Origin of the sequence: Saccharophagus sp. K07 (assembly GCF_014336955.1) — a bacterium.
Lineage (GTDB): Bacteria > Pseudomonadota > Gammaproteobacteria > Pseudomonadales > Cellvibrionaceae > UBA5868.
Genome location: NZ_QRAI01000002.1, coordinates 468,170 through 486,550, shown reverse-complemented (window position 1 = coordinate 486,550; position 18,381 = coordinate 468,170). Strand labels below are relative to the sequence as shown.

The following is an 18,381-nucleotide window of genomic DNA, read 5'->3' as shown; positions in this document are numbered from 1 at the left end:
ATGAAGGATGCTCAGAGATCGCTTAGAACAAACAACAACCAATAAAGAACGATCGACTCTAGTTAACCACAAAATCCGGGCGCAGATGCTTCAACCGCCATCCACCCATAAACAACACCGCGCCATAAATCAGCATTCCGCCTACACACAGCCAGCCGATATGAATCAAACGCAGCCACCATTCCAGGCTGACGAAGTCCGGCAGAACGTAAATAGCGGCGGCGAGGAATGCACCCATGGAGCCGCTGGCTACCGCAAGCAAGGTGAGAAAACGCACCCAGCCATCTCGCGGTGCAAATGCTCCACTGCGTCGCAAGCCGGTATAGAGCCAACCGGCATTTAAAAACGCAGAACCGGATGTGGCCAGTGCCAAGCCTACGTGCCCCGCCTCCACTAAAAAGTGGAAAGGCATCACCAGAATCATATTGAACACCATATTGGCCACCATCGCCTTGATGCCGATTTTTACCGGTGTTTTGGTGTCCTGACGAGAAAAATAGCCAGTGGCGAGAACCTTGATGAGCATAAACGCGCTCAACCCCACCGCATAGGCCATCAAGCTGTAGGAGGACATACGCGCGTCAAACGCGGAGAAACGTTCGCCGTGCTGGAACAGGGTAATGATGATGGGCTCCGCCATCACGACTAGTGCGACGGTCGCGGGAAAACCGATCAATAAAACGGTGCGCAACGCCCAATCGAGGGTGTGGCTGTAGTGTTCGCAGGCTGCACTGTATTGCCGGGACAGTGCGGGCAATATCACGGTGGCAATGGCAATGCCGAATACGCCCAAGGGCAACTCGATCAGCCGGTCAGAGTAATACAACCAGGACACACTGCCGTCGGAGATCAGTGACGCCAATACCGTATCCAGCAATAAATTGATTTGCGATACGGACACGCCAAACATAGCCGGCGCCATCAAGGTCAGCACTTTTTTAACAGCGGGATCGCTCCAGGCAACTTTAGGTCTGGGCAATAAATGCAGGCGCGCGAGAAACGGCAACTGGATAACCAACTGGCACACACCTGCCACCAACACACCCCATGCCAACGCCATCACTGGCGTTTCCAGCATGGGTGAAATCCACACCGCTGCTGTGATCAGCACAATATTGAGAGTCACAGGTGTCAGTGCCGGCACCGCAAAACGGTCGTAACTGTTGAGAATGGAACCGGCAAAACCGGCGAGAGAAATCAGTGCTAAATAAGGAAACGTAATGCGGACCATATCCGCGGTCAGGGCAAATTTTTCCGGCGCATTCATATAAAAGCCGGGCGCAAATACAAAAGTGAGCAGCGGTGCGCCGAGCACGGCTAGCGCGGAGACACTGATCACCGCCATACCCAAACAGCCGGCAATGCGATCGATCAAATGGCGCACCGCTTCTATGCTGCCCTTCTGCCGATACTCCGACAGCACCGGCACAAACGCCTGGGCAAACGCGCCTTCGGAAAACAGTCTGCGCAGGAAATTGGGAACCTTGAAAGCGACAAAAAAGGCATCCGCCCCGCCGCTTGCGCCTATAAACCAGGCGAACACCACATCGCGCACCAAACCGAGCACGCGTGACAGCATAGTCGCTATGCCGACCAGGGCGCTGGAGCGCAGCAAGCCAGATTTTTTTACAGGGGGATTCGATGGAGCAGACAAGGGGTGACTCTCGACAATCGAAGGCAGCGGCGCATTGAGCCAAAAAATAGTAGGAGGCGCAAGCGCGCATATTTGACGATGAGATTAAACCGCCAAAGTTTTCACACCTTATGTCGCCACCATGCGCCGCAAAAAATCCATCGCCGTAACCACTCCCACCACACGGCCGTTGTCCGTGACGAAAAGCCGGTGAACATCTTCTTTTACCATCAGATGGCAAGCTGATGCGGCGCTGGTATTGATGTCACAGGAGTGTATGTGTGGCGTCATGATGGAATTGACCGTACAGGTTTCTATGGCCTTTTCCTTCAACCGTCGAATATCCGCAGAGTTAAAACCTTGAACGTTCGGACCGTAATAAAACTGCACCATCTTGCGCACTTCCGTATCCGACGGAGTTTTCGTCTCGAATTGGATGATATCCGCCTTGGTAACCACGCCCACGAGAGAATCGTCAGAGGCCACCACCGGCGCACCGGAAATTTGGTGCCGGACAAAAAATGCAGCCAGGCGTTTAATGGACCATCCTTCATATGCGGTCAACACACCGGTGGACATAAGATCCGTCACATGCAGAGCGCTGATATCGCTCAACCGGTCGTCAGGCAGGCTCATAGAATTCTCCACAGATTTAAGGCCGCGCGATTTTGATTCGCCTCTATACAGTGATCGACGCTCACGCTTGGTCTAGAGTTTCATAACAACAATAGAGGTGCCTCCATGCGTTTCGCTTGCTATCGCGATCACCTTCGGTCCGCTACAGTGGATTTCCACTTCAGCAGTTTTTCGTTTCACTACGATAGTTTTTCGTTTCACTACAATGGTTAAAGTGACTATGGGGTTTTATTCGACTCATTGCCCTGTGCTATCCTGCATCACCTGTTGATAGGAGCGAGTATGTCAGATAAGACAACATTATTCGGCATCAAGAATTGCGACAGTGTCAAAAAAGCCCGCGATTGGTTTGAAGCACGCGGAATCGACTACCACTTTCACGATTTCCGCGTGGATGGGCTCAGCAAAGATTTGCTGCAAAGCTGGCTCGACCGCGTAGGCGCGGAAGCACTGATCAATAATCGCAGCACCACCTGGAAACAGCTTTCAGAAAAGGACCAAAAGCTTGCCATGGGCAAGATCGCCGCCGCGGTTGTCTTGGCAAATCCGACGCTGATCAAGCGCCCAGTGGTGGAAATGAAAGGTGAGCTGATCATCGGATACAAACCCGAGGACTACGAAAAGCTGCTCTGATACGGCGCCTATCCCCTCTCCCGCGCCGATCATTCTGATCCTTGGCGCTGATTTTCCATTCTTAAAAAACAGATCCAAAAGGTAAGTTTATGACCACTCTTTATGCGCTCGGCCTTGGCGTGGGCACGCAAAATGAAAAAGGCGAATGGCTGGAAGTGTTTTTTCCCCGACCTCTGTTAAATCCCAGCGCCGAAACCGCCGCTGCCGTCGCGCAAGCAGTGGGTTATCAACAAGGCAATGTCTCCATCGCTCTAACCCCGGACCATTTACAAGCCTTAAGCACTTCCTCTTCCGAACTCAGCGATCTCATCCCCCCCTTCCAGGAAAGCCGTAAACCTTTAGTCGCCGTCCTTTTGGCAACCAATGAAGGTCCCAAAAGCGTTCCGGAAGCCTATCTCAAGCTCCATTTGCTCAGCCATCGCCTGGTCAAACCCCACGGCACTAAATTGGATGGCATTTTTGGTGTGCTGCCGAATGTCGCCTGGACCAATAAAGGCGCGATCGATATCAATGAACTGCCCAAGGCCCAGTTTGCTGCGCGTCTGAAAGGCGAATTGCTGTCCGTAGACAGCATCGACAAATTCCCCAAGATGACCGATTACGTAGTGCCCAAAGGCGTGCGTATCGCCGACACGGCGCGCGTGCGCCTCGGGGCCTATATCGGCGAAGGCACCACCATCATGCACGAGGGCTTCGTCAACTTTAACGCGGGCACACTGGGCACCAGCATGGTGGAAGGACGTATTTCCGCTGGCGTGGTGATCGGTGAAGGTTCCGACCTGGGCGGCGGCTGCTCCACCATGGGCACATTGTCTGGCGGCGGCAATATCGTCATCAGCGTCGGCGAAAAATGTCTGATCGGCGCCAACGCCGGTATCGGCATTCCACTGGGCGACCGCTGCACCGTGGAGTCCGGCCTGTATGTGACCGCCGGAACCAAAGTGGCGCTGCTCGACGATCAAAATCAACTGGTCAAACACGTCAAAGCGCGCGATCTCGCTGGCAAAAGCGACCTGCTGTTCCGCCGCAATTCCGTCACCGGCGCGGTGGAGTGCAAAACCAACCGCAGTGCCGTCGCTCTCAATAACGAACTGCACGCGAACAACTGATGACTGCTCTCTCGCCGACTCTACAACTCACCATGGATTTGATTCGCCGTCGCTCCGTCACCCCGGAGGACGCGGATTGCCAGAACATTATGATCCAGCGCCTGCAAGCCATAGGTTTTCAGGTGGAGCATCTGCGCTTTGGCGATGTGGATAACTTTTGGGCGGTGCGCGGCCAAAAAGGGCCTATTCTGGCGTTTGCCGGCCACACCGATGTAGTGCCCAGCGGGCCGGAACAGCGTTGGAATACTCCGCCGTTTGAACCTATCTTACGCGACGGCATGCTCTACGGGCGCGGCGCGGCGGACATGAAAGGCAGCCTCGCCGCCATGGTCACAGCCTGCGAGCGCTTTGTCGCCGAATATCCCAACCACTCGGGCCGTATTGCCTTTTTGATTACCAGTGACGAAGAAGGCATAGCCATCAACGGCACTGTCAAAGTGGTTGAGTGGCTGGAAAGCCGCAACGAGAAGATCACCTGGTGCATCGTCGGCGAACCCTCCAGTACTAACGTCGTAGGCGACGTGATCAAAAACGGCCGGCGCGGATCGCTCGGTGGCGAGCTGGTGGTCAAGGGCAAACAAGGGCACGTGGCCTACCCTCATCTGGCGCGCAACCCGATTCACTTGGTCGCACCCGCACTGGCGGAACTGGCAGCGGAAGAATGGGATCGCGGCAATGCCTTTTTCCCGGCGACCAGCTTTCAAATCTCCAACTTCAACAGCGGCACTGGCGCGACCAATGTGATTCCTGGGGAAGCGCATATCGTCTTTAACTTCCGTTTTTCCACCGAACTGACCGAAGAAGACCTGCGCCGCCGCACTGAAGCCATCTTGGACAAGCACGGACTGGAGTATGAGTTGACCTGGAAACTGTCCGGTCATCCGTTTCTTACCTCCAGCGGCGCCCTGGTGGCCGCGGCACAAAAAGCCATTCGCGCCGTCACAGGTAGAGAAACTGAACTGTCCACCTCCGGCGGTACATCGGACGGTCGCTTTATCGCGCTAACCGGTGCCCAAGTGGTGGAACTCGGCCCGGTCAACGCCACCATTCACCAAGTAGACGAATGTGTGAAGGCGGAAGACCTGGATCTGCTCAGTTCCATGTACGAGCACATAATGCGTGAACTGCTGACGCCATGAGCGACCAACCGGATCAATTGAATCATTTGCCGGATCAATTAAGCCATCTAAATGCCAAGGGCGAAGCCCATATGGTGGACGTGGGCGGCAAGGCGATTACCCAGCGCACAGCCAGCGCGGAAACCTACGTCACCATGGCGGCGGAGACGCTGCAGTTGATCCAATCCGGCGGTCACAAAAAAGGCGATGTATTTGCGGTAGCGCGAATCGCTGGAATTCAGGCGGCGAAAAAATGCAGCGACCTGATCCCCCTTTGCCATCCGTTGATGCTCAGCAAAATTGCTGTCGACCTGGAAGCCCAGCCGGAACACCAGCGGGTGCGCATCGAAGCTACCTGCGGCTTGGCCGGACAGACCGGTGTGGAAATGGAAGCCCTAACCGCCGTATCCGTAGCGGCTTTGACGTTGTACGACATGTGCAAAGCCGTCGATAAGGGCATGACCATAGGCCCGACCCGCCTGCTTAGCAAAAGCGGTGGCAGGTCCGGCGACTGGCAGTTTCCCACCGAAGGAGAAGCGCCATGAGCGGCGCAATCACCGTTTTGTTCTTCGCCTCCCTGGCCGATCAGCTGCAATGCCGTTCCCTTTCACTCCCCATCACATCTCGGCTCACCGTCCAACAACTGCGTGATCAGCTGATTCAAGAAAAAGGCGCAGCCTGGGCGGCGTTAAACAGCGAACGCCTGCGCTGCGCAGTCAACCAGCAAATCGTCAAGCTGGATCATGTACTGCAATCCGGCGATGAAGTGGCGTTTTTCCCTCCCGTCACTGGCGGCTGAAACATGGGCGACAAGATCCAGGTACAGACTGACGATTTTGATCAGGGCGCCGAATACCACGAGCTGGCCCAGGGAAGCGATGCAGGCGCAGTAGTGACGTTTGTCGGTCGGGTCCGGGATTTTGCAGGCAGCGATCAATCCATGTGGCTGGAACATTACCCAGGTATGACGGAAAAAGTGTTGGCCGAGTTGGTGGAGCGCGCGCGCCATAACTGGCCGCTGATTCGGGTCACCATTATTCATCGTATCGGCCATTTGGCACCGGGCGACCAGATCGTCTTTGTCGGCGTCAGCTCTGCCCACCGCAAAGCCGCCTTCGCTGCCAGCGAATTCCTGATGGATTTCCTTAAAACCCAGGCGCCCTTCTGGAAACGCGAAGGCGATCGCTGGGTGGAAGCCAAAGACAGCGACCAAGCTGCTGCCGACGCATGGAGAGAACGGGCGAAATGACGCGCGTCAAAGCCGCTCTGAAATCCCTCAAAAAATCCGTGCGCGCCTATTATCAGGTGCCTATGGAAGTATCCTTCCGCCAATTTCGCGCAGGCCTGATCTATTTCGCCGTCGGCCTCGGCACCGTCTTGATGGCCAACAACTATATGGAGCCATCGGTGACGCAGGAGCTGGTGGTGCTGGGCGGCTTAGTGCTGGGTGGCATAGGGTTTATTGTGGCTTTGCTCGGCCAGAGCCGCCTGCTGGTCAGTCGACTGCTGAGGTTTTGGCTGAAGGATCGATAATTTCCTCTTGCGCACCTTTATACTCGGGCGATAGTCCTACACTTAATACCTTCAAATCATTGGATACCATCCGGCGCGGCGCTAGAATGCGCGGCCGCCAGATGATTTACGCAGTGACCCTCTTATGATTCCACAGATCAGCCAAACCTCCCCCGTCCAATCTCTCTACTTGAACTTCCTGCAGGAGCTGGGCAAGCGAGGCTTTAGTGGTGAGATCTGCCCGGATTACGCCAACCGTACTGTGTTGTCGACCGATAACTCGATTTATCAGGTGCTGCCGCAAGGCGTGGTTTATCCGCGCGATCTGAATGATCTGGTCATAGTGACGTCACTGAGCCAGGAAAAGCCCTTCCGCGAAATCGTGCTGTCACCGCGCGGCGGCGGTACAGGGACCAACGGCCAGTCGCTGACCGACGGTTTGGTGGTGGATGTGTCCCGCCATATGAACCGCATCCTGGAGATCAACCAGTCTGAGCGCTGGGTGCGAGTGGAAGCGGGAGTGGTCAAGGATCAACTCAACGCGGCCCTCAAACCTTTCGGCCTGTTCTTCGCCCCTGAACTGTCCACCAGCAACCGCGCGACCATCGGCGGCATGGTCAATACTGACGCCTCCGGCCAAGGTTCCTGCCTGTACGGTAAAACCCGTGATCACGTATTGGAGCTGACCACTGTTTTGCTGGACGGCTCTGTGCTGCGCTCCCACGCGCTGAAGGAAGATGAATTGGAAGCGCTGTGCGACCAGCAGGATCGGGTCGGCCTGATTCACCGCATGATCAACAATCTGCAGAAAGAACATCACGCGTTGATCGATGCAAAATTTCCCAAGCTCAACCGCTGCCTGACCGGTTACGACCTCGCGCATATCCGCGATGAAAAAGGCCGTTTCAACCTGAACAATATTCTGTGCGGCAGTGAAGGCACGCTCGGGTTTATTACCGAAATCAAACTCAATCTGGTGCCGATTCCCAAATTCGCCGCGCTGGTGGTGGTGCAGTACGACAACTTCAACAGCGCCCTGCGCGATGCCAAACGATTGATGCAGGCGCAGCCCACCAGTATCGAAACGGTGGACTCAAAAGTTCTCAACCTCGCCAAAGGCGATATCGTCTGGCACGAAGTGGCCGAATTTTTCCCCGCCGACAGTTCCAAAATCCAGGGCATCAACCTGGTGGAATACACGGCGGATGACGAGGCGACCTTGCGCGCGGGCGTCGAGCGCTTGACCAGTATTTTGAGCGGCAGCGAAGCCAACGCCGCCTGCCTGGGCCACAGCCTCGCCTGGGGCGCATCAGCAGTAAACCGTTTATGGAATATGCGCAAAAAAGCGGTGGGTTTGCTCGGCAACAGCCAGGGTGAAGCGCGCCCGATTCCGTTTATCGAAGACACGGCGGTGCCGCCGGAAAACCTCGCCGATTACATTGTGGAATTGCGCGAGCTGCTGGACAGTCACGGTCTGCAATACGGCATGTTCGGCCACGTGGACGCCGGTGTTTTACACGTGCGCCCGGCCATAGATATGAAAGATCCGCAACAGGAAAAACTGGTGCGCGTGATCTCCGACCAAGTGGCTGAATTGACCCACAAATACCACGGCCTGCTGTGGGGTGAACACGGCAAAGGTGTACGTTCAGAATATGCGCCGAAATTTTTTGGCGAACTCTATCCGCAATTGCAACGCATCAAAGCTGCCTTCGATCCCTACAACCAGTTAAACCCCGGCAAAATTGCCACACCATCGACGCAAGCGGAATTGCTGAAAGTCGACGGTGTACCGACCCGCGGACAATTCGACCGAACCATCGCCGTGCAAACCTGGAACGGGTTTCAGGAGGCTGTGCACTGCAACGGCAACGGCCTCTGTTACAACTGGAGTTTTCAGGACCCAATGTGTCCATCGTGGAAGGCGACGCGCGAGCGCATTCATTCGCCCAAAGGGCGCGCCTCGTTGGTTCGCGAATGGCTCAAGCAACTCAATGATCGCGGTTTTGATCCGGTTGCTGCGCTTGCGCAACCGACCGGATTTTTCCACGGGCTGAAAGCTCTGCCGGAGAAAATCAAAAATACGCGCGCGAAAAAACGCGGCGAATACGATTTTTCTCACGAGGTTTATACAGCGATGGCAGGCTGTTTGGCCTGTAAATCCTGTACCGGTCAGTGTCCGATCAAAGTGGATGTGCCGACCTTCCGCAGCAAATTCCTCGCGCTTTATTACACGCGCTATATGCGCCCGTTAAAAGATTATTTGGTGGGCGCATTGGAATTTGTGTTGCCGCTCGCGGCGGTATTTCCTCCGCTGTACAACGGCGTTACGCAAAATAAATTCAGTCGCTGGGTATTGTCCAAAGGCGTTGGCTTTGAAGATCCACCGCGCCTGTCCGAACGCACGCTGGTGAAATTGCTGAAAGAAAACCAGATTCCCTTTGCGACACCGGCTGCGTTGAAAAAATTAAGCGCTTCGCAAAAAGCGAAAAGTGTGGTGATCGTACAAGACGCGTTTACCAGTTATTTCGAAGCGCCGCTGGTTCTGGATATCGCCCTGCTGCTGCGCAAATTAGGTTTTTATCCACTGGTTGCGCCTTTTAAAGCCAATGGCAAACCGCTGCACGTACACGGTTTTCTGCAGCGCTTTAGCAAAGTGGCCAAACGCCAAGCGGAATTTTTGCAGGCGCTGGCGGCGGAAAATGTCAGTCTGGTTGGTATAGATCCGGCCATGACGCTCACCTTCCGTAGCGAATACGTCTATGCGCTCGGCAAAGATGCGACGCCCAAAGTGAATTTGCTACAGGAATGGCTACTGGAGCACAAAGATCAGCTGGTGCAGCAGAAATCCCTGTTCAAACCCGACGGCGAATTCCGCCTGTTGCCCCACTGTACGGAAAAAACCAATGCAGCGCCGTCCATCAGCGCGTGGCAGAAAGTGTTTACCACTCTGGGACAAAAACTCGATGTGATTCCCGTGGGTTGCTGCGGTATGTCCGGCACTTATGGACATGAGTCGACCAACCGGGAAACCTCCAGCCGCATCTTCGAGCAGAGCTGGCGCGGCGCGGTTATGGCGAAAGACAATCAGGGCCGACTGGCGGCTACAGGATATTCCTGCCGATCGCAGGTAAAACGTGAGGCGTTCATCAAATTACCGCATCCGGCGCAATTGCTCCTGCAGCAACTAAAAGCCTAGCCGACAAACGGCAAAAGCCTTCTAATTCAATAAACTAGGCCCGCTACAGCGGGCCTGATCTCCCGCCCCGCAGCCTTTCGTCCTGCAACCATATCCAATCGCTGGCAAACTCCATTGCATATCCACAGTCCAATATGCACCGCTGAGAATTCAGCTCCAATTAAGGCACGGATCCCTATAAACGATTCAGCCGACAGAAATTTGGCAGGATTTGTCGGGATTCTTTCAACCATCAAAGGAGCGGCGATTATGAAAGCCCTCATATCCTTGTTACTGGGCGCATGGCTTTTTGTCATAGGCACTAGCGTACAGGCCGATACCGACCGAGTTTTCACCCGGGCGGAAATCGACCGAACGCTTGCCCCTATCGCCCTTTATCCAGATACAGTTCTCTCCCATATTTTGATCGCCTCCACCTACCCTCTCGAAGTCGTCGAAGCCGAGCGTTGGATTCGCAAAAACCCTCACCTCAAGGGGGAAGATGCGGTCAATGCGGCTTATGAGAAGGGCTGGGACCCGAGCGTCGCCGCCCTGACGGCGTTTCCCGATATTCTGCAGCGCATGAGCGAGGATATTGAGTGGACGCAGGATTTAGGCGAGGCATTTTTGGCAGATGAAGGCCGGGTGATGGATGCGATTCAAAATCTGCGTGAAAAAGCCTACGCGTCGGGCCACCTGCGCAAGATGAAGCACGTAAAAGTGCATAGAGAGAATCAAATCATCATCCTCGAACCTGCGTCGGAGCGGGTCGTTTACATCCCCTACTACGACACCCGTGTGGTATACGGCAATTGGTGGTGGGATTACCCTCCGGTGTATTGGAGCCACCCGGCCTCTTATGTGTATGTCAGCGGCTTTTATTGGGGGCCGAGAATATCGCTTGGTCATGGATTTTTCTTCAGCGCATTTCACTGGCCACAACGGCGAATTGTGGTGATTGATCGACACCACCATCACCCGCATTTCTACAGTGCGCGCAAAATCGCTCACTACCACGATGCGCGCCATTGGCACCACGACCCGGTCCATCGCCGCAATGTGGTTTACCGCAGCGAACCTGTGCGAGTCCGCTATGCAAATCTGCATGGACGCAATCTTCACAATGAGCATCGTACGCTGCCTCCCCGACGGGCGGAGCCTCCGCGTGAAGTACGTCGTGATGATCGAGCCCCCCTTGCCCGCGAAAGAGACCGCGACCAACGACGTGAACACCTGACCGAGCAGAGAAACAATCGGGAAAAGGTAACCGTGGATCACCGCCGCGAGGGTTTGCCCAATCGCGATCGACCCAATCGTGCCGAAGAGGTGCGGGAGCGCCTGGGAAATCGCGGTTCTGAGCAGAGAAGCGCCAACCAAGGTGGCGACAGAGGCCAACATAACCCCGGCCAATGGCGCAATCGCGGTGACGGTGAGGGCGCTCAGCGCACGCCGAATATTCCGCGGGAAACTCGCGAGAAGCACGCAACGACTGAACGACGTGATACTACTCAAGCCCCAGCTCAAGCCCCAGCGCCACAGCGTACTGAGACTCAGGCACCGCAGCGTGAACGCTCGACCTTCACAGTAGAACGTCGTCAAGACACGAGCCAGAGACGGGAATCTTCAGCGCCGGCGCGGGAAACCCAAACCCGCCGGGATTACCAAAGCGTTCCCCGTGCTGAGTCGCCGCGTCCACAGCGCCAGGAAGTACCGCGGCAATCGTTCGAGCAGCGCCGGGATATGCACAGCAATCACAGGCAGCCGCCGGCAGGTGGCTCCCGTTCGCATGAGGCAAGGCCTGAGCGGCACTGATCAGTCTGCGCAAGAAGCTAAACAAACCCCAGTTCAGCTGGGGTTTGTTTTTTAGCCGATCAATAACGGATGCATTGGCTCAACCGAGCCGGTAAACTCCCCCGCCATGTCTGACGCTCCCCTCCATATTCTGCAAAACACCTTCGGCTACTCCGCGTTTCGCGGTCAGCAAGAGGCGATTGTGCGCGCGCTTTGTGACGGGCGCGACGCGCTGGTCTTGATGCCGACCGGCGGCGGTAAATCTCTGTGTTACCAAATTCCCGCCCTCGCGCGTGACGGCGTCGGCGTGGTGATTTCCCCCTTGATCGCACTCATGCAGGACCAAGTGGACGCTCTGGCACAATTGGGCGTTGCCGCGGCATATCTCAATTCCAGCATGACCTCCGCAGAGCAGTGGGCAACGGAACAGCGTTTGCGCCTGGGCAAAATTAAATTGCTGTATATAGCCCCCGAGCGACTGATCCAGCCGCGCATGCTGGAGACGCTGCACACGATTCCCATCTCCTTGTTCGCCATTGATGAAGCGCACTGCGTATCCCAATGGGGTCACGATTTTCGCGCAGATTATTTGCAACTCAGTTTATTGCACGAACAATTTCCGGATGTGCCGCGCATTGCATTAACCGCCACAGCGGATTCGCGCACGCGCAACGAAATCGTGCGCAGGCTGCAATTGGAAAATGCCGAACAATTTGTCGCGAGTTTTGATCGCCCGAATATTCAATATCGCATAGAGCCCAAACAGGACAGCCGGCAACAATTATTGCGTTTTTTGCGCAGCGAACACGCGGGAGACGCGGGCATTATTTATTGTTTGTCACGCAAAAAAGTCGAAGAGGTTGCCCTCTGGTTAAATCAGCAGGGATTTAATGCCCTGCCCTATCACGCCGGTTTATCCAATGCCGAACGACAGGAAAATCAAACCCGTTTTTTGCGCGAAGACGGTTTGATCATGGTGGCGACCATCGCCTTTGGTATGGGCATAGATAAACCGGATGTGCGCTTTGTCGCGCATTTGGATCTGCCCAAAAGTATCGAATCCTATTACCAGGAAACCGGGCGCGCGGGCCGCGACGGTGCGCCGGCGACTGCCTGGATGGTGTACGGTGTACAGGACGTGTTGAAGCTGCGCCAAATGATGGCGCAGTCCCAAGGTTCCGACGAGCACAAACGCATTGAGCGTCAACGTTTGGAAGCCATGCTCGGCCTGTGTGAAATTACCTCGTGCCGCCGCCAGACACTGCTCGCCTATTTTGGTGAAACTCACCACACTCCTTGCGGTAATTGCGATACCTGCCTGCAACCCGTGGAAACCTTTGATGCCACTGTGGTCGCGCAAAAAGCGCTGAGCTGCTGTTATCGCAGCGGGCAAAAATTCGGCGTCAATCACTTAGTGGATATTCTGCTCGGTAAACTGACACCCAAGGTCGAGCAATTTCAGCATCAAAAACTGTCCACTTTCGGCATAGGGAATGAATTGGACGCGGCACAATGGCGTTCGGTATTTCGCCAGCTGGCGGCGCGCGGATATTTGCAAGTGGACATGGAAGGATACGGCGGCGTTATGTTGACGGAAAAATGCCGGCCACTACTGCGCGGCGAAGAAACCATTGAGTTGCGCCGAGAGCGCAAAAGTGCGACAGCAGAAAAAGCGAAAAATAAAAGCGAAAAATCTTCGGCGAGTAATCTCGCTTCTCCTGACAAAATACTTTGGGACAGTCTGCGCGAGCTGCGCAAACAACTCGCTCAGGAACAGGGTGTGCCACCGTACGTTATCTTCCACGATGCGACCCTGATGGAACTGGTTCGTCTACAGCCGCAGGATCTCGGCTCTATGAGCCAGGTTTCCGGCGTTGGGCAAAGTAAATTGGCGCGCTACGGCCAGGCATTTTTGGAGGTTATTCTCGCGCACATAGCCGCCGCACCAGAAATAGAATCCAAAACTCAAAAACAACCAACGGAAACTGAGACACTGATTCTGTTGCGCCAAGGAAAAACTTTGGAAGATGTAGCGCAGTTGCGCGGACTGACTCAAGGTACGGTTTACTCCCATGCTGCATCACTGATTGAGCAAGGTCATGTGCAATTGGAAGATGTGATTCCGTTGGAGCAGGAGGAATTGGATCAGATTATGGATGTGATGCTCGCCCATTCCGAGGAGCCCATACGGCTAAAACCGATTTACGAGGAATTGGGCGGAGCTTACAGCTACGATATTTTGAAATGCGTCCATGCAGCCTTGGTGCGGGAAATAGCGGCACCAGAGGATTACTCCGACGTGTGAGAAAAAATTTCCGCTAATTTCTCTTCAATATCCGCCATATTCAGCGGTTTGTACAGAATATGGCAGCCAGACACCTTCTTTACCGCGTCTTTGATAAATTCTTCGTGCGACCCAGTCAGTACTATTGCCGGAATGCTGGGTGCATGTTCACGAATCTCCTTGATCAGCTCAACACCGTTAATATCCGGCAAATAATAATCGGTGATCACAATATCGTAATTGCCGATTTCGTGCGCGTGGCGCAAAAGGTCCAAGCCAGTGTGAAAGCACGAAATTTTATAATCGAGCATTTCAAATAATGTCTTCCATACTCGCGCAAGGGAATGATCATCCTCGACGAGAATAATGGAAGGCGGAGATTTCTCATATGCACTCATACAGCCATACTTCGCGATTGGTCCTTGGTAATTTCCAAACGAAATGTGGTGTTGGGAGCACTTGGGTCAACCACCAAGTCGCCGTTGTGCCGACGTGCAATCGCACGCGACAAGGACAGCCCCATACCTGTTCCGTTTTGCATTTTTTTGGTACTGAAGAATGGCGTCATAATTTTTTCGGTGAGACTGGCATCAATACCATTCCCGCTGTCGGTCACTGTGACACACACTTTTTCGTCCTGTTCTTTCAGTACAATTTTGATCCATGGATTTTCAGTGCCGGCAATCGCTTCCAAAGCGTTGTTCACCAAGTTGATAATGACCTGCATAATCTGAATGGCATAACAGCGCACCATCAGGTCACCATTGGGCATTTCCACTTGCAAATCCACATCCGAACGCTGTATGCGCAGCTGGCAAATTTTTAATGCATCCGAAATCAATTTCTGCATGGATGCATATTCGAAAGTGCCCGGATCAATTCCCGCCACCGACTTCAAGCCGCGCACGATATTGGAGATTCCCTTCGCCATAGTTTCGATATCCTGCGCCGACTGAATTACCAGATGATCATTCAATTTGTTCATCTTAACCGCGCGCTGCAGAATATCCGTATTGGCGGTAATCACGTTGAGCGGTGTATTAATTTCATGCGATATACCTGCGGCGATTTCTCCGAGTGCAGAAAACCGCGCATAGCGGGACAATTCTTCCTGCTGCGACAGAATAATCTGTTGATCTTTCAGACGTTCAGTCACATCAAATATCGAGAGAATGATGTGCGATTTGATGTCATCAAACGAATCGATTTTGGCGGAGCGCAACTCGAAGGTGAGCTCTTCACCGCGTGGCATAAGTGCAGTAAATGTAAATGACGCTTCGCGGCTTTCTTCGATCGCCTTGGCTAGCTCGCTAACCGAGCGAGGTTTGCCTTGCATATGAATACTGTGGAGAAAATCTTCCAGATTGATACCAAGCAAATCAGACGAATTGACGCCGAGCAGTTTACAAAGCTGCTCCGAGCAAAACGAAACTGCAAGACCATTACCGCTGTCTTCCAGAATCACGGCACCACTATTCGCTGACGAAATGATATGACGAAACAGCTCCAGTTGCCGCTCGCGAATTGCCCGCTCGGTAATATCCAGCGAAATCGTACACACGGCATAAGGCCGGCTTCTCGCGTTGAACAACGTAAATTTGGAGGACGTCCAAACATGGGTTTGACCGCCAATAAAGAATGACTCCTCCATTTGCAGTCCTTCATCCTGTTTCAATACCTCAAAATCCGTGTCGCGGATCTGTTTGGCAATGACGTGGTCAAATAATTCTTCATCAGTGCTACCGATCACATCCTCGGGCTTTTTGCCCATCACTTCGCAGAAGCGATTATTCGCAAGGATATAAACGCCGGACAGATCTTTCATGGTGATCATGGCCGGGGTATTGTCGATAATGCTCGCCAAACGGCTCTTTATCACCCGGGCTTCGTCCAGCGCCATGGATATTTCGGTGTTGTCGATAAAGCTCACCACAGACCCAGCCACTGTATTTTTTTCTCCAAAAAAAACCTGAACCTGAATTTCAAACGATCGATCTTTCGTCTGATATTGAAAGCGGCTGTTTTTCTGCTCGCGCAGCGCCTTGCCCACCGCATTGATGATGTCGGTGAAATCCAGCGGCGTGGGAATGGATCGCAGCTGTGTGCCAATATCTGACTCAGAGATACGCAGCAAATGACGTGCCGATGGATTGAAATCCAACAGGTTTAATTTTTCATCGATAATCAACAGCGGATAAGCGATCGCATTTTGAATGGCTTGGTGCCGGTTGTAGAGAACCTGCAGCTCAGCAGATTTTACATTCAATTCCTGATTGAGCGTGGTCAATTCTTCGTTGGAGGATTGCAGTTCTTCGTTGGTTGTCTCCAGTTCTTCGTTGGAGGACTGCAATTCCTCGTTAGCGGACCGTAATTCCTCGTTGAGCGACTGCAGTTCTTCGTTGCTCGCCTGATATTCCTCCATAATCGACTGCAATTGCTCTTTGACCGATATCAGCTCCTTTTCCAGCTCGCGGGTTCGCTCTTCAGCGGGCTTGCCATTGGAGGTATAAGCAGGCGCTGGCTCGGGCAGTTTTGGAGATTTTGCAAAAGCCAGCAAATACTGCTTGCTTTCGCCTTTTAATTTCAAAGGCGCAACGGTCATTTGCACCAGGTATAGCTGGCCGTTTTGCTTGATTTCGTGCTGTTTCCCTTGTGCCGAACCGAGACTTTTACTGACGCGATAGAGAAGTGATGGCAATTCTTTTCCCATCTCATCCGGCAATAAACGCGACACATCGACAGTGACCTCACCTGCTGGAAAACTCAAATATTCGCTTGCCTTGCCAAAGGTGTGTTTGACCCTCGAAGTTTCGTCGATGATCACCGAATCCGGGGCAAAGCCCGCGATCATGGCTTGAAATAATTCGGCTTCGGATTCTTCGCGCTCCGCGTGTTTTTTTTCGCCCGGATTCGGCATATCGGAATATCCCGCTTTCAGCACCGGGAGAATGGTGCCACTGCGCTCTTTCATCGAATAGAAAATGCGCGCTTCTTTGTCCTGCACCTGGAATAAATGGGACGCGTGTCCGGAAACCGCTTCGGAACGGCCAAGAAATAGAATTCCGCCTTTACCCAATGAATAACAAATGGTTTTGAATACCCGCTCCTGCAGACTTTGGTTGAAATAAATCAATACATTGCGACAGGAAACCAAATCCGTATTCAAAAACGGCGGATCTTCGATAACGTTGTGACGAGAAAATATGATCAAATCCCGCAGAAACGGCCGCACCTGCAATTGATCTTCATAGGTCACAAAATATTTTTCTCGCAACTCAGGCGGAAATTTATCAAAGCTGGCGCGCGAATAAGAACCGCGCCGCGCGACTTCCAATGCGGTTTCATCCAAGTCTGTGGCGAACACTTGCAAACTGAGCTTCTTGCCGAAGCGCTCGACCAACTCACAGATCATAATGGTAATTGAATAGGGTTCTTCGCCAGTGGCACAGCCTATGATCCAGCAGCGGAAGCTATCGCCGTTTTGTTTGGCTTGTATTTTTTCGCTGACATGCTTTTCCAAAGCTTCATAAGCTTCCGGATCGCGAAAAAATGCCGTCACCGATATCAAAATATCCTGGAATAAATTGCTGGATTCGGCAGGGTTATTCTGCAGATATTCGGCGTATTCCTTGATAGATGCGCAACGTGTAGCGATGATTCTGCGCTCGACTCTGCGTCGAATAGTAGAAGGTTTATAGTTGGCAAAGCACGCGCCTTTTTCTCGTTCCAGAATGGCAAAAATGCGATCAAAATGGTCGTCATCTGCAGGTTCGGATTTTTCCCGCTGTACACGTCGGGGAATTTTTCCGAAGCGCGAAAGCTCCTGCGCGATTTCTTCCGGGCTCAGCTCCAAATCCACCGCACCTGTGTGCTTGGCCGCACGCGGCATACCGTCGTATTTGGCGGTGCTGGCTTTTTGTGAAATAGTGAAGCCGCCTGCCGCTTTTATCGCGCGCACACCGTGAGCGCCATCGGAACCTGTGCCGGATAAAACAATCCCAATCGCAGACGAGCCAAAATTATCCGCCAGTGAACGAAAGAAAAAATCTACAGAAGGTTTGGGACCGATTTTTAGATGCGGCTCCATCAAACGCAGGTGGCCGTTTTCGAAATAAACGTCGGCATTGGGCGGGGTAATGTAGATAACGCTGGTTTCCGGTCGCTCACCATCTTCCACTTCCTTGACTTTCAAATGAGTGGATTGCGCCAAAATTTCCACCAAACGGCTTTTATGGCTTGGCGCAAGGTGCTGGACCACCACAAAGGCCATAGGAACGTTTTGCCCCAAACAACCAAATAAAGTACGCAATGCTTCCAAGCCACCAGCGGACGAGCCAATTCCGACAATAAAACGCACTTCTGCGCTTTTTTTGTTGTTCAGTGAATTCTTGTTTTGTAGGCTCTCATTCATACAGCGTCTTCTTTGGCAATTCCGGCTCTTTTGTGTTATCCCTGATTTTCTCAGTTATTCTGGCTTGGTCCGCCAG

Annotated in this window: 14 protein-coding genes; 10 read left to right on the top strand and 4 right to left on the bottom strand. The window is 53.3% G+C overall.

The genetic code is table 11. The features are described 5' to 3' along the window. Positions 1-58: 58 nt before the first annotated feature. Complete coding sequence (gene murJ, locus DWB84_RS08630) at positions 59-1,654, bottom strand: murein biosynthesis integral membrane protein MurJ (protein WP_255428903.1); 1,596 nt, start codon at positions 1,652-1,654, stop codon at positions 59-61. A gap of 108 nt (positions 1,655-1,762) precedes the next feature. Beyond that, positions 1,763-2,269, bottom strand: coding sequence for a CBS domain-containing protein (locus DWB84_RS08625; protein ID WP_187409356.1), 507 nt, complete (start codon positions 2,267-2,269; stop codon positions 1,763-1,765). 282 nt (positions 2,270-2,551) lie between these two features. Between DWB84_RS08625 and DWB84_RS08620 the strand changes: the two genes are divergently transcribed. From DWB84_RS08620 to recQ, 10 genes are all read left to right on the top strand, one after another. Further along, positions 2,552-2,902: an ArsC family reductase gene (locus DWB84_RS08620; protein ID WP_187409355.1), complete on the top strand. Its 351-nt coding sequence runs from the start codon at positions 2,552-2,554 to the stop codon at positions 2,900-2,902. Between the two features lie 89 nt (positions 2,903-2,991). After that, entirely contained in the window at positions 2,992-4,011 is a 1,020-nt protein-coding gene (dapD, locus tag DWB84_RS08615; RefSeq protein WP_187409354.1) for a 2,3,4,5-tetrahydropyridine-2,6-dicarboxylate N-succinyltransferase, read from the top strand. Beyond that, complete coding sequence (gene dapE / locus DWB84_RS08610) at positions 4,011-5,150, top strand: succinyl-diaminopimelate desuccinylase (protein WP_187409353.1); 1,140 nt, start codon at positions 4,011-4,013, stop codon at positions 5,148-5,150. The genes dapD and dapE overlap by 1 nt, the downstream gene beginning before the upstream one ends. Beyond that, complete coding sequence (gene moaC, locus DWB84_RS08605) at positions 5,147-5,674, top strand: cyclic pyranopterin monophosphate synthase MoaC (RefSeq protein ID WP_187409352.1); 528 nt, start codon at positions 5,147-5,149, stop codon at positions 5,672-5,674. Before dapE ends, moaC begins: the two co-directional genes overlap by 4 nt. After that, on the top strand, positions 5,671-5,928 hold the full coding sequence (gene moaD, locus DWB84_RS08600) for a molybdopterin converting factor subunit 1 (RefSeq protein WP_187409351.1): 258 nt from the start codon (positions 5,671-5,673) through the stop codon (positions 5,926-5,928). Before moaC ends, moaD begins: the two co-directional genes overlap by 4 nt. 3 nt (positions 5,929-5,931) lie before the next feature. Continuing rightward, positions 5,932-6,378 carry a molybdopterin synthase catalytic subunit MoaE gene (gene moaE / locus DWB84_RS08595; protein ID WP_187409350.1) on the top strand — a complete coding sequence of 149 codons (447 nt, stop codon included), beginning with the start codon at positions 5,932-5,934 and terminating at the stop codon, positions 6,376-6,378. Continuing rightward, positions 6,375-6,662, top strand: a complete 288-nt coding sequence (locus DWB84_RS08590; protein ID WP_255428902.1) for a hypothetical protein — start codon at positions 6,375-6,377, stop codon at positions 6,660-6,662. The genes moaE and DWB84_RS08590 overlap by 4 nt, the downstream gene beginning before the upstream one ends. Positions 6,663-6,786: 124 nt before the next feature. Then, positions 6,787-9,840 (top strand): FAD-binding and (Fe-S)-binding domain-containing protein, encoded by a 3,054-nt coding sequence (locus DWB84_RS08585; protein WP_187409349.1) that lies wholly within the window; start codon positions 6,787-6,789, stop codon positions 9,838-9,840. A gap of 249 nt (positions 9,841-10,089) precedes the next feature. Further along, entirely contained in the window at positions 10,090-11,631 is a 1,542-nt protein-coding gene (locus DWB84_RS08580; protein WP_187409348.1) for a DUF3300 domain-containing protein, read from the top strand. A gap of 106 nt (positions 11,632-11,737) precedes the next feature. Beyond that, a complete protein-coding gene (gene recQ / locus DWB84_RS08575; RefSeq protein WP_187409347.1) occupies positions 11,738-13,915 on the top strand; it encodes a DNA helicase RecQ in 2,178 nt (725 codons plus the stop codon). Here recQ and DWB84_RS08570 read toward each other — a convergent pair. Beyond that, positions 13,900-14,292: a response regulator gene (locus DWB84_RS08570; protein ID WP_187409346.1), complete on the bottom strand. Its 393-nt coding sequence runs from the start codon at positions 14,290-14,292 to the stop codon at positions 13,900-13,902. The genes recQ and DWB84_RS08570 overlap by 16 nt on opposite strands. Next, positions 14,289-18,305 (bottom strand): chemotaxis protein CheB, encoded by a 4,017-nt coding sequence (locus tag DWB84_RS08565; protein ID WP_187409345.1) that lies wholly within the window; start codon positions 18,303-18,305, stop codon positions 14,289-14,291. Before DWB84_RS08565 ends, DWB84_RS08570 begins: the two co-directional genes overlap by 4 nt. Positions 18,306-18,381 lie beyond the last annotated feature (76 nt).